The sequence below is a fragment of the Enterobacter sp. DN genome (genome assembly GCF_046054285.1).
Lineage (GTDB): Bacteria > Pseudomonadota > Gammaproteobacteria > Enterobacterales > Enterobacteriaceae > Enterobacter > Enterobacter hormaechei_C.
The window spans coordinates 56146-69011 of the sequence record NZ_JBJJTG010000003.1; the positions used below are offsets into that span (position 1 = coordinate 56146).

The window sequence follows — 12866 nt, forward strand, 5'->3', positions numbered from 1 at the left end:
ATGACGATGAAATTATTCACAGCAATCGCCTGCGGCCTGCTGTTATGCCAGGCCGCCTGGGCCGAGCCGGTCACTATCCGGATTGTGGAAAAAGATCTGCTGACCACCAACCGCGAAGATGTCGCGCATATTCAGCGAATCGAGCAGGCGCTGGCACGCCAGGGACACGATATCCACATTGAGATCGTCAACCTGTCGTCTTCCGGCTACTCCGACGTGCTGAACGTGATGCTGCTCTCCGGCACCATCCCTGATCTGATCTATTTCAACGGCAGCGACCAGAAGATGGTTGAACAGGGCATTCTTGAAGACTGGCGTCCGTGGATTGCGCAAACCCGCTATCTGAAAGAGGCGCTGTGGCCGCACAACCGGCTTCGCCTGCAAAACCATCCGACCCTGCTGTATGTCTTTCCCCTGCGCGCGCGCCAGCCGGTGATCCGTGAGGACTGGTTACAGAAGAGCGGATTCAGCGCATCACCCAAAACGCTGGCGGAGTACGTCACGCTGTTCAATGCGATCCACGCCGGCGACTACAACGGCGACAGTAAGACGGATAGCTGGGGGATCACCTCCGAGAAAGACCTGCGCGATCTCGACGGTTTTATGAACCCGGCGTTTGGCATTCACGCCACCTGGCTCAAGGACGACCAGGGCAAGCTGATCAACGCCCAGATAAGCCCGCAGGAGCGGAGCAAGCTGGAGTTCTACCATTCTCTGTATCAGAAAGGACTGCTCTCCTCCCAATACATCACCACCAACTGGGAGCTAAAAGAAGATGAGTTTTATACCGGCAAGGTTGGCGTGGTATCCGTCTCATCGCCAGGCAACGTCGGCGTGTACCAGGAAAAGATGCGTCAGATCCATCCTGACGCCACCCTCACCCTGCTCGACCCACCCGAAGGCCCGGCAGGTAAAGGGCTGGCGGCGACAGATGTTTCCATGGAAACGCGCGGCTTTGCCATGTCCTCGCTCTCGAAACATAAAAAGGAAGTGATGATCCTGCTCGATTTTCTGGCAAGCCCGGAAGGGCAAATGATGGAGCAGATGGGCTTCGAGAACACGCACTACGTTCGTAAGGGCAACACGATAAACGTGACGCCAAAAATTAATGCCTGGTATCCGCGGTTTATCCAGGCCGCCAACTGGAAGCCGCCGGTGGAGTGGCGGACGCCCGCGATGCTGCGCTATATCGACAATTCACAACGTTATTTTACGGCGGATAACGCCTTTATCTTCCCGGCGTCGTTTGCCGCCGCCATCGACTCAACCAGCAGTATTTATAACCAGTGGGCGTACCAGTTTGTCTCTGGCAAAGCGTCATTTGATCAGTGGGATCAGTATGTCAGCGCCTGGAAAGCCGCAGGTGGAAACGCCATGACCGAATATGCAGAGGAAAAATTAAAATGACCGTTACTCAAGCCGCTGATTTATCGTTCACGTCCCGCATTCTGGGCATGCTGTATGGCGTGGCGTTCGGTGATGCCTTAGGCGGACCGGTTGAGAAACTCTCCGCCCGGCAAATCGCGGAGAAATATGGCCGCGTCACCTCCATCCACCAGCGCTGGCACCGGATGGACGAGCCGTCCGCACGGCGCAACAACCGCGTACGCGGCAACGGTATCATCACCGACGATACGCTGATGACGCTCTGCCTGATGGAGGTTTACAGCGAGCTGGGCCGTCACGTTGATGCGTGGGATATGGGGGAGTCTTTTGTGCGGAAGATTGCCTGGGAACCGCGCTGGGTGCCGGAACTCGATCGGGAAGCGCTGGTTATTGAGCGCCTGTTTTATCCGGAAAAATGGATCTTCCATCGTCTGCAACTGGCCGCCTGCGATCCGCGCCAGGGCGGCGTGGGCAATATGGTGAACTGCGGCGCAGCCATGTATGCCGCCCCCATCGGAGCTATTAATGCCTGCAACCCTGAGGCAGCTTACCAGGAAGCCATTAATTTCACCCAGGGGCATCAGCAGAGCTATGGGCTGGAGGCCGCCGGGGTCTTCGCCGCCTGCGTTGCAGCGGCATTTATTCCTGGCATCACCATTGAGGCTATCACCAACATCGCATTGAAACTGGCTAAAGACGGCACCCGCCAGGCCATTGCGGCAACGCTTGAGGTCGCGCATCGCTACCGTGGAACCGCATGGGATTATCAACAGGTCGTTGACGCCCTGCACGATGCGCTTTTGCCCTTCTCACCGATGGGTGATGACCTGATGCACGGCCCGGAAAAAGCGGGCGTCCCGACCATGGCCTACCAGCCCTCGCGTCTGATGTCGATTGAGGAACTGCCGATGGCGCTGGCCTTCTGCCTGCTGCGCGAAGGCGAGTTTCGCGGGGCGGTGGAAGACGCTATCAATTCAGGCCGTGATACCGACTCTATCGGGGTGATGAGCGGCGCGATTTTAGGCGCGCTGCACGGGGAAGCCATTGTCGAACCTGAGGTGCTGGCGGGTATTGATAGCGCCAACCGCCTGGATCTGCGTACGGCCGCGCTGCGCTTCAGCGAATCAGCACAAAGCATTATCCAGCAGGATCTCGCTGCGGCGGCGCTTTACCGCCAGCACGTCATGCCATTATTGCAGCCAGGCCACACCGCCGGGCGAGGAGAGTAACATGAGCCAAATCGTTTTAAATAATCTCGGCAAATCCTACGGCAACGTCAGCATCATTAAAGGGATCTCGCTGAGCATTCACGAAGGCGAATTTATTGTGCTGGTCGGCCCGTCCGGGTGTGGGAAATCCACCCTGCTGCGCATGATTGCGGGTCTGGAAGACATCACCTCCGGTGAACTGCTGATGCACGGCGAGGTGGTCAACACTCTGCCCGCCAAAAAACGCGATATCGCCATGGTGTTCCAGAGCTATGCGCTCTATCCACACATGAAGGTGCGGGACAACATGAGTTTTGCCCTGAAGCTTGCCAGCGTCTCAAAAGCGGAACGGATGGCGCGCGTGGAAGAGGCAGCGGAAATCCTCGGCCTGACGCATCTGCTCGATCGCCTCCCGCGGGATCTTTCCGGCGGCCAGCGTCAGCGCGTGGCGATGGGACGCGCGCTGGTGCGTGACCCGAAGGCCTTTTTGTTTGATGAACCGCTCTCCAACCTGGACGCCAAACTGCGCCATAAAATGCGCGGAGAAATTCGTAAGATCCACCAGCGGATGGGGCGCACCACCATCTACGTCACGCACGATCAGACGGAGGCGATGACCATGGCGGACAGGATTGTGGTGCTGAATGCCGGACATATTGAGCAGGTCGGCACCCCGGAAGAGCTGTACCGTAACCCGGATAACCTGTTTGTCGCGGGCTTTATCGGCACGCCGGAAATTAACACCCTTAAAGGCGTGATTCAGCACGGCGAGATTGTGCTCAACAACGGCTACCGCTTCCCCTGCCCCCTCCGCTCACATATTGAAGGGATGGAGATCATCTGCGCCACCCGGCCGCACTATATCCGGATCGGCGAGTCAGGGATGCCTGCGGAAATCGTGCTGATAGAAATGACCGGGGAAGGACAGGAGATCCGGGTGCGTATCAACGATCAGGAGCTGATCGTGGTGTCCCATGAAAAGCTGGATATCAACGTGGGTCAGAAGGTCTTCCTCACCGTAGACGCGGAAAAAATGTTCTTGTTTGATGCCCAGACCGGTAAGCGCCTGCGGTCATAGAATGCTTAATCAATCCCTCCTGCAATCGCAGGGGGATTTTATAATGGCGGTGGGTATATATCAGGCTAGGCCAGGCTAGTTTCCAGCATCGAATCCACCATATCCATCTCTTCACGGCTGAGCAGCATTTCGATATTGACCAGGATGATCATTCTGTTTTCCATCACGCCAAGCCCAAGAAGATAGCGGCTTGATAGCATGGACGCGAAGTCCGGCGTCGGTTTAATCTGATCCATGTCCATCGACAGCACGTCAACCACACCGTCTACCACGATTCCTACAACGCGATTATTGAGGTTAAGGATGATCACCACCGTACTGTCATCCTGCTGAACGTCAGGGAGACTGAAGCGCACGCGAAGGTCAACTATTGGCACTATCACACCGCGCAGGTTGGTCACGCCGGTGATAAAACCTGGCGCGTTCGGGATACGAGTAACGCTATCGCATCCACGTATCTCTTGTACCTTCAGAATGTCGATCCCATATTCTTCGTTACCGAGACGAAAAACCAGATACTCCTGCGCAATAGCGTCCGCGCCCGCAGGCTTTGTCGTTGTTTGGGTCATGCTGTTACTCCTTGCTTGCCGAACGTCGGCCTGACATGGTTTTCCTTTTGTCCGTTCATCGTCGACAGTTCAACCACGTCGAGGATTAGCGCAACGCTGCCATCACCGAGAATGGTCGCGGCTGAAACGCCCGGTACTTTGCGATAGTTCTGTTCGAGGTTTTTTACCACAACCTGTTGCTGACCAATGAGCTGATCGACCCACAGGGCGTAGCGGCATCCAGCGCTTTGGACGATCACTACAATGCCATCTTCAGGTGCGGTCTCGCCGGGCACCGATAGGCGCTGACGCAGCATCACCAGCGGAAGATATTCGCCACGAATTTGCAGCAGGCGTTCCTCCCCGACGAAGCGGCAGAGCATATCCTCGCCGGGCCTCAGCGATTCCATTACCGCGCCGAGCGGCAGAACATAGATCTCCTGTCCAACTTTCACCAGCATGCCATCAAGGATTGCCAGCGTCAGCGGCAGAATAATGCGTATCGTCGTGCCTTCTCCCGGCTTTGAAAGGACTTCGACATGGCCGCCCATGGCCATAATGTTACGACGGACCACGTCCATACCCACGCCGCGCCCGGAAACATCCGTCACGCTTTCTGCGGTGGAAAATCCCGCGGCGAAAATCAGCATCCATACGTCCTCATCGCTGAGGGTGTCGCTGATATTCATTCCCTGGGAGCGGGCTTTCGCGAGGATTTTCTCCCGGTTCAGTCCGGCACCATCATCAGTCACCTCAATGATGATATTGCCGCCATGATGTTCCGCCGAGAGGATAAGATTGCCCACTACCGACTTCCCCTTACGGGCACGTTCTTCTTTCTGCTCAATGCCGTGATCGAGACTGTTACGCACCAGATGAGTCAGTGGGTCGATAATGCGTTCGATCAGGCTCTTATCCAGCTCGGCCGAGCCGCCACGAAGAGTTAGCTCTACCTCTTTGTTCAGGCGTGAACCCAGATCGTGCACCAGCCGCGGGAAGCGGCTAAACACATAATCCATTGGCATCATTCGAATTGACATGACTGATGACTGAAGCTCGCGTGTATTACGCTCCATTTGCGCCACGCAGCTGGAGAGCATGTCGTAGCTCGCTGGATCAAGTTTTTTGGAAAGCTGAGATAGCATCGCCTGGGTGATGATGAGCTCACCCACCTGGTTAATGATCTGATCGACTTTACTGACCGCCACGCGGATGCTGCCCGATTCCTGACTATTACTGCGGGCTGGCACCGGCGCGGCAGGTCGTGAAGGCGGTTCTGAATGGTCCGCGACTACAGAAGCCTTGTCCGTAACAGGAGAAGTCACTTCAACCGACGCTGGTTGAACGACATGCTCGATAAGTATTTGCGACTCTTCAAGCACAAAACACAGCACCGCGGAGATATCGTCGGCAGAGGCGCTCGTGCGCAGCTGAACCACCATGCCATCATCAGCCTTCTCCGTAGCGACAATCTCTCCCATGTGGGATAACTCTTCCTGAAGCATTGCCCGCTCGCTTTCAGGAATTTTCTTCAACGTCACGCAGAGTAAAGGCTCACCATCAGCTGCCCCCTGCTGCGTCGCGGCTTTGTCTTGCAACTCGACTGCCGTCTGGGCATGTTTGTCTTCCAGAGCAATCTTGCGCAGGGCTTCACAAATATAGCGATAACTCGCTTCATCAGGTTCCTGCGAAGACTGATAGGCTTCCAGTTGCGCTTGCATAATGTCTTTACATTCCAGAAATAGATTAACGGTCGTTCGGTTAAGCGAGCGTTCTCCGGCTCGCACCTGGTCAAACAGGTTCTCAAGTAAATGCGTGGTCTCTTGCAGGGCATTAAAGCCAAAAGTCCCTGCCCCGCCTTTCAAAGAATGCGCTGCGCGAAAAATGGCATTTACCTGTTCAGGATTCGGCGATGCGGCATCAATCTCCAGCAAATGCTTCTCCATCTCGGCCAGCAGCTCTTCCGCTTCGGTAAAAAAGATCTCGGTGAAATCATTCATGTCCATCGCTATACCCCCTTACCTCCTGCTGCGTAGTGTTGTTCAGGACGTTTTCTGGGCGATGCATGCGCGTGTCTTCCAGACGGATATCCTGTTCTTTGGTTTTACTTAATACCAAAATGCTAATACGGCGATTCGCCGGACTTGAGGGATCACTGTTTTCTAAAGGCATACGGCTTCCCGTGCCGATCACGCGAAGAAAACGCTCATCGTCAAGACCTGCTTTAACCAGCACGCGGCGCGCGGCGTTGGCGCGTCCGGAAGAAAGTTCCCAGTTACTGTATCCGGAGGTGCCGCCCACATAGGGAAGCGAGTCGGTATGGCCGGTGAGACTGATTTTATTGGGCAACTCCTGCAACAGCGGCACAAGCGCCTGCAAAATGCCGTTCATATAGGATTCCGGCAGCTCGCTGCCTACTCTAAACATCGGGCGATCCTGGCTGTCGGTGATCTGAATGAGCAGGCCGTCGTTGGTAAGACGCAGCATTATGTTGGATTTAAAGTTATTGAGCCGGGGATCGGTTTCGATCATCTGCTGCAATTTATCTCTGGCCTGTTTCAGGCTCTCCATCCAGCGCTGCCGCTCGCTCTGTACCCGCTTATGATTCGCCACTTCTCCGTCCTGCTTCATCAGATCGTCACCGCCGCCGGGGATGATGCTGTCGCTCAGGCTGGTTTTGTCGCCATTGGCCATAGATGGCTTAAGCGGCATGCGGAAGTAATCGGCGATCATCTCCCGCTGCACCGTGCTGGACTGAGAAATCAGCCACATTACCAGGAAGAACGCCATCATCGCGGTCATAAAATCGGCGTAGGCGATTTTCCACGTACCACCGTGATGAGCATGCTTTTTCTTCTTTCGCTTGCGCGAAATGATTATCGGGGAATCGTTTTTCATGCCGTGGCATCCGCAGACTTAGACTTAAGGCTGGCGCTGGATTTCACTTCCCGCACATGCTCTTCAAGCTCCTCAAAGGAAGGCCGTTCGCTGGTAAAAATGGTTTTTCGGCCAAACTCCACGGCAATTTGTGGCGCATAGCCGTTTAGACTGGAGAGCAGCGTGACTTTTATACACTGAAGGATTTTGACCTGATCGGAACTCATCTGACGCAGCAAGGTTGCAAGCGGTAAAACAAACCCGTAGGCAATCAAAATTCCGAGGAACGTGCCCACCAGCGCGTGGCCAATCAGCATTCCGAGCTCAGCTGCGGGTCGGTCCGCGGCACCGAGCGCGTTCACTACCCCCATGACGGCAGCCACAATACCAAAGGCCGGAAAGGCATCGCCGACGGTATTCAGACTGTGGGCCGGAACCTCAAGCTCCTCTTCGCAGGTTTCAATTTCCTCATCCATTAACGCTTCGATTTCATGCGAGTTCATACTTCCGCCAATCATTAGGCGGAAGTAATCGAGGATAAAGTTGCTTAACATCGGATCACTCATCAGACGAGGATAAGCGCTGAAAATTTCGCTGCCCGCCGGATCTTCAATGTCTTTCTCAAGTGACATGAGTCCCTGAACACGACTTTTTGACAGCAGCAAAAACATAAGCGCCATCAGGTCCATATAAACCGTTTTGTTGTAGCGTTTCCCCACGAACAGCTTCACGATAGCTTTACCCGTCGCCTTAAGGGATTTCATGTTATTACCAACAATAAAAGCGCCGACCCCGGCACCGCCGATAATTAACAACTCCAAAGGCTGGAACAGCGCGAGCAGATTACCACCAGACAGTACGAACCCACCAAATACGGTAGCAATAACAACAAGATAGCCAAAGATAACTAACACACTCTCTCCTTTTTACTCGCTGACCGATGTCGAGTGCCGTGGCATCGAATAAAACGCCATCCTGTGCATTGCCATCGAACATCCGTCAGGCTGTCATAATTTCCGGCGTGGCATAATTGCCTGCGATTCCGCTGAGGTTGACCTGCGATTTCTTAAATGCCCGCGAAGGAGGGCTACACAAACTACAGGTGAACGGGTTTTTGATGAATTCCGTCGTGACCACAAAACCACCGGAACAAACGCTACAGGCCTTACGGGAAATAATACCGCAGTCGATAAAGCGTAATAATGTCCAGGCACGCGTTAGCCCCAGGACAGGTTTATCGTCGCAGCAAGAACCACACTGCTCCAGATAAAGACGGTAGGTTTTCATCAATATTTCAATAGGACGCCCGCCCCCAGTTTTCTGAAGATAAAGGTAAATGTTATAGAACATGGAAGAGTGAATATTCTGCTCCCATGACATGAACCAGTCTTCAGAAAAAGGGAGCATCCCTTTTGGAGGCGGACAGCCGCGTAACTCTTTATACAAGCGCAGTAAACGCCGACGACTTAAAGAAGTTTCAGATTCCAGAACCTGCATTCTTGCCCCAAGGTTAATTAACCCCATGGCAATATTTACCTCTTCAATTTCTTGCAATAAACTTTTCTCGCACATTTTATGCTTCTCCCGTCACAGCAGCATCGGACTCGCTTAATGAATTAAGTAAGTTTGTCGATAAAATGATGCCGGTATGAATTTGCTGAAGAGCTTCAATACGCGAATCTTTCGTCAAATTTTCGATGACCACTTCGTCATCGACGCGTAAACGACAAATCAACTGATTGGTCGCAGCCAGTTTCATCAACTGTGGTAAAGACAACTCTTTTAAATTATCAATCGTGCCTTCGGATAAGCCGAGACGAAAACTGGCAGCAAACTTGTCCTGTCTGATCAGCTGCTGTGCCAGTAATAAATAAGAAAGATTAATATCGTGAATGTTTTGCAGATACTCGTCAAAATTGGACACAAAAAGCTCCCACTGTTTTTCAACCACAAACAAGGCTAAATAGTTAAGGCAAAATGTTTACCCGGTCGATGCAGAGAGTCTTTTGGCATTGATAATCGCTGAATTCAGTCAAGCTGATTCAATAAATTATCGAAAAACTTTTCAATGCCAAAGGATGGCTACATCACAAATCTGACGAAATCATATTCATTAAGAATTTTCCTAGCAAGCTTTAAGAAAACAACGCGCACCCAAAAATTATCATAACTAAATGATTTACTTATAAAAACACGCATTGTTAAACATTCTTAATTATCACGCAACGTAATTAACTTTACTTAGGAAATATTGTTAATCTTGTTAATGTTATCGCTATGTTATTCTTTCCTTAACCGATCCATTCTGCTTCGTAAACGTTTTATCGCTAAACTGTGCAACTGGCTAACGCGCGTTTCGGTAACGCCCAAAATTAATCCAATCTCTTTCATGTTCAGATCCTGCTGATAATAAAACTGCAATATCTGCTGTTCACGCTTGGGGATCATTCGGATATGCTCAGCAATGTTGGCTATCAAGTTCTCCTGAATGGCCTCATTTAACGGATTAAGCTGTGCATTTTCGCCGTCATTACTCTCCCAACTGTCAGAATAGTTTTCCTGAAGCTCATCAATAGAGTACATCTGGCTGCTATTATTATCAGCCAGCATTTGCTGAAATTCCTTTAGCGAAACGCCCATCCGTTCAGCAATATCAGCTTCGGTCGCTTCTCCCCCCTTTTCCTGTTCGATCTGCTGAATAAGTGACACAATTTCCCGCGAATGCGATCGCACGCGCCGTGGAACCCAATCACTTTCCCGAAGCTCATCCATTAATGCCCATTTCACACGCTGTGAGATCCAGGCATTAAGGGCCACCCCTTTTTTAGGGTCAAAGCTATCAATGGCACTCAAAAAACCCATGGAGCCCGCCTGAATGAGATCGTCTAATTCGACATTGGCAGGCAATCTCTTATGCAAACGCAGCGCTTCTTGCCTGACGATAAAATGGTATTTTGACCACAATGCCGTTTTATTCTCCAGCCCTTCAGCTGTGTATATACCGTCCACGCATTTCTTCCACCTAATCTTCACATTCTCAATTATCAGTTGAAACCACATAATCAAAAAGTGCGATAAGCTTTTATAAAAATGCGCATTCTGTTAATTTAATCATCTCCCTGCCTGACAGGAATAATTGGCGGCACTCTTGACGCCAATTATTCCCTTTCCGCAGATGTCAGAACGTTTCCCACTGCGCATTATCATTTTCAACGTGACGCAACGTCATTTTTTCCGGCGCGGGCGTATGGCGTTTTTCAACTTTTTCATCTCGCAGGGTAAACTGGGCAACAAGCTGCTCAAGCTCGTCCGACTGAGATTCCAGTTTGCCTGCCGCCATGGCCGCTTCTTCCACCATCGCCGCGTTCTGCTGAGTCACCAGATCCATCTCGTTCACGGCCTGCGAAATCTGATTGATACCCGCACTTTGCTCGTCAGAGGCCGAACTGATTTCGCCCATAATCTGCGTCACCTCAGCAACCGAAGTCACGATGTCCTGCATGACGCCGCTCGCCTGGCTTACCTGGCGCGAACCTGTATCAATATTGTTAACGCTGGTATTAATCAGCTGATTAATCTCTTTCGCTGCATCGGCGCTGCGCTTGGCGAGGTTACGCACTTCTTCCGCAACTACCGCAAAGCCACGCCCCTGCTCTCCCGCTCGAGCGGCTTCAACCGCCGCGTTCAAGGCCAGAATGTTGGTCTGATTGGCGATACTGTCGATGACGCCGTTAATATCAGCAATCTGACGGGAGCTTTCGGTAATCTGCGCCATGATAGCTTCCAGGTTTACCATCACCTCACCGCCATTTTGGGCATTCATGCTTGCCCCTTCTGCCAGACTGCGCGCCGCATGTGCGTTATCCGCATTCTGGCGTACGGTGGTTTTAATTTGCTCCATGCTGGCAGCCGTCTCCTGAAGGGCCGCAGCCTGTTCTTCGGTACGGGAGGAAAGGTCGCTGTTGCCCTGAGCAATCTCCTGGGCGTTAGAATGGATATTCACTACCCCTTCACGGATACCGGTAATGGTGTTGGTCAGGGAGACACGCATCTTCTCAAGCTCTCTGAGCATTTTGCCAATTTCGTTATCAGCGCCAGTCTCTATGGCATGACTCAGATCGCCTGCCGCTACGCGCTGAAGCATCTCAACGGTAGTTTCCATCCGGCGCACCAGCGCAATACGCAACCAGTAGCGAACGGCTAACAATACGCAAATCGCGATGGCCATCATCACCACGCTGACCCAAATCATCATCTTGTAGCTGCTTTCAGCTACTGATACATATTCGTACCCCCGGTCAGATGAGATTTCTGAATACTTCTCAATTTTTTGACGCAGCTCGGTACGCAGTTCCATATCACCGTTCATCGAGCCCGGGTATCCTTCCGGTCGCTCAAGATAGCCGAGCTTGGTTTGGACGGTGTTATAAACCAGGTCAAATTTGGCGCGAAGCTCCTCAGCAGCCCTTGTCTCTGCCAGGCTGTTGAACTTCACCTGCGCGAAAGCATCCATCTCCTTGCGCGCCTCTTTCAGCAGGTTGTGGGTATGTTTGATCATCTCTGGCGACAGCGGTTTATGCAGCGACGTCTGAAGCATCATCCCGTTCGTATTCGCCACCACCGAGTTAATGTTATATGCGGCGTTAGTCATGTAGGCGTTGCTGTCATTAACGTCCACAACGCGTTTAAAATTTTTATTAATCGTCACCGAGTTATAAACGGAAAAAGCCGTAACGCCAAACAGCATGCAAGAGATCATGCCGATAATCAGGCTGATTACGGTATAGATTTTAAGTTTATTTAACATAGGTCCTCATAAGCCGCACATAATATGCGGCTAAAACTTTCAGAAATAAGATGGAAAGATAATGTTATTTATTAAATAAATTCATTTTTTGCATTGACTGAAATACCATCATGGATGCGTTCAGCGCAAATTCTGACATTTTAGAATCCATAATGAGCGAGGTCATCGTGCTATAGTCAGCGCCAATGGCCGTCTGAACCTTGGTTATGGTGTCGTTGATCATGACGTCGCCACTCATATCAAGCGCGTCCAGTTGCTGAAGGTTGGTCCCCAGTTCCGCCTGCGCCTTACCCAGACGATCGATGCCGCCGGAAACCGCTTCGCTGGCGGCGCTCAACGCAGCATTCAGCGCATCACGGTCGATGGGATCGCGAGAAAGTTCTTCTACCGCTTTATCAAGAACAGAGAATATATCCCCGAAAACATCGCTGCCCAGGTGGCCCGTCTGCATATCCGTACCATCGGCAACGGTTTGTCGACGAGCGGTATCACCGCCGACATAGTTACCCGCATCGTCAAACGGCGCCGTATCGCTTTTAAATCCGCCAAAAATATAGCGCCCGCTCCCGTCGCGATTATTCGCGAGATCCATCAGATTGCCGCGAATACCTTTAATCTCTGCACCCAGCGCCCGACGATCTTCATCAGAGTAGCTTTCCGTTTTCGCCGCTACGATTTTTTCGGTGAGGGTGGTGGTCAGCAAATTGCCCACACCATTCAGGATATTATCTTCATGCTCAAGTGAACTCCGCACCGTTGAACGTACGTTGCTGTAAAGCTCAAGCTTCGCCAGTGCATCCTGATAATTTACCGCATCGGTAGCGGACTTTGGATCATCCGAGGCTCGCAGCAACGATTTTCCAGCAGAGAGTTGAAGATAAATATTATTATTATCACTCACGCGCTTTGACATGCTCTCGGCGCTCTGTTTAAACATATACAGCGTACTTAATCGCATCGGA

The 12866-nt window shown here is 51.9% G+C and carries 12 protein-coding genes; 3 read left to right on the forward strand and 9 right to left on the reverse strand.

Annotation, left to right across the window (positions count from 1 at the left end; all coding sequences use genetic code 11):
- Nucleotides 1-6 precede the first annotated feature (6 nt).
- Genes ACJTMZ_RS08715 through ACJTMZ_RS08725 form a run of 3 tightly spaced genes read left to right on the forward strand, consistent with a single transcriptional unit; the run spans nucleotide 7 to nucleotide 3672 of the window.
- Entirely contained in the window at nucleotides 7-1407 is a 1401-nt protein-coding gene (locus ACJTMZ_RS08715) for an extracellular solute-binding protein (protein WP_252010949.1), read from the forward strand.
- Entirely contained in the window at nucleotides 1404-2615 is a 1212-nt protein-coding gene (locus ACJTMZ_RS08720) for an ADP-ribosylglycohydrolase family protein (RefSeq protein ID WP_033487530.1), read from the forward strand. Before ACJTMZ_RS08715 ends, ACJTMZ_RS08720 begins: the two co-directional genes overlap by 4 nt.
- Nucleotide 2616: 1 nt before the next feature.
- On the forward strand, nucleotides 2617-3672 hold the full coding sequence (locus ACJTMZ_RS08725) for an ABC transporter ATP-binding protein (RefSeq protein ID WP_045349524.1): 1056 nt from the start codon (nucleotides 2617-2619) through the stop codon (nucleotides 3670-3672).
- A 65-nt stretch (nucleotides 3673-3737) separates the two neighbouring features.
- Here the strand turns inward: ACJTMZ_RS08725 and ACJTMZ_RS08730 are convergent, their stop codons facing one another.
- From ACJTMZ_RS08730 to flgL, 9 genes are all read right to left on the reverse strand, one after another.
- Entirely contained in the window at nucleotides 3738-4241 is a 504-nt protein-coding gene (locus ACJTMZ_RS08730; RefSeq protein WP_015571587.1) for a chemotaxis protein CheW, read from the reverse strand.
- Nucleotides 4238-6226, reverse strand: coding sequence for a chemotaxis protein CheA (gene cheA / locus ACJTMZ_RS08735; protein WP_032649208.1), 1989 nt, complete (start codon nucleotides 6224-6226; stop codon nucleotides 4238-4240). Before cheA ends, ACJTMZ_RS08730 begins: the two co-directional genes overlap by 4 nt.
- Nucleotides 6213-7118, reverse strand: coding sequence for a flagellar motor protein MotB (gene motB, locus ACJTMZ_RS08740; protein ID WP_408626910.1), 906 nt, complete (start codon nucleotides 7116-7118; stop codon nucleotides 6213-6215). Before motB ends, cheA begins: the two co-directional genes overlap by 14 nt.
- On the reverse strand, nucleotides 7115-8011 hold the full coding sequence (gene motA / locus ACJTMZ_RS08745) for a flagellar motor stator protein MotA (protein WP_017692837.1): 897 nt from the start codon (nucleotides 8009-8011) through the stop codon (nucleotides 7115-7117). The genes motB and motA overlap by 4 nt, the downstream gene beginning before the upstream one ends.
- 85 nt (nucleotides 8012-8096) lie before the next feature.
- The gene (gene flhC, locus ACJTMZ_RS08750) at nucleotides 8097-8669 is read right to left on the reverse strand and encodes a flagellar transcriptional regulator FlhC (RefSeq protein ID WP_015571589.1); all 573 of its coding nucleotides are present in this window, start codon (nucleotides 8667-8669) and stop codon (nucleotides 8097-8099) included.
- 1 nt (nucleotide 8670) lies between these two features.
- Nucleotides 8671-9021 (reverse strand): flagellar transcriptional regulator FlhD, encoded by a 351-nt coding sequence (gene flhD, locus ACJTMZ_RS08755; protein ID WP_023295279.1) that lies wholly within the window; start codon nucleotides 9019-9021, stop codon nucleotides 8671-8673.
- A gap of 356 nt (nucleotides 9022-9377) precedes the next feature.
- Nucleotides 9378-10106 (reverse strand): RNA polymerase sigma factor FliA, encoded by a 729-nt coding sequence (gene fliA / locus ACJTMZ_RS08760; protein WP_026094273.1) that lies wholly within the window; start codon nucleotides 10104-10106, stop codon nucleotides 9378-9380.
- Between the two features lie 169 nt (nucleotides 10107-10275).
- Nucleotides 10276-11904, reverse strand: a complete 1629-nt coding sequence (locus ACJTMZ_RS08765; RefSeq protein WP_032649212.1) for a methyl-accepting chemotaxis protein — start codon at nucleotides 11902-11904, stop codon at nucleotides 10276-10278.
- Nucleotides 11905-11968: 64 nt separating this feature from the next.
- Nucleotides 11969-12862, reverse strand: a complete 894-nt coding sequence (gene flgL / locus ACJTMZ_RS08770) for a flagellar hook-associated protein FlgL (RefSeq protein ID WP_017692833.1) — start codon at nucleotides 12860-12862, stop codon at nucleotides 11969-11971.
- Between the last annotated feature and the right edge of the window lie 4 nt (nucleotides 12863-12866).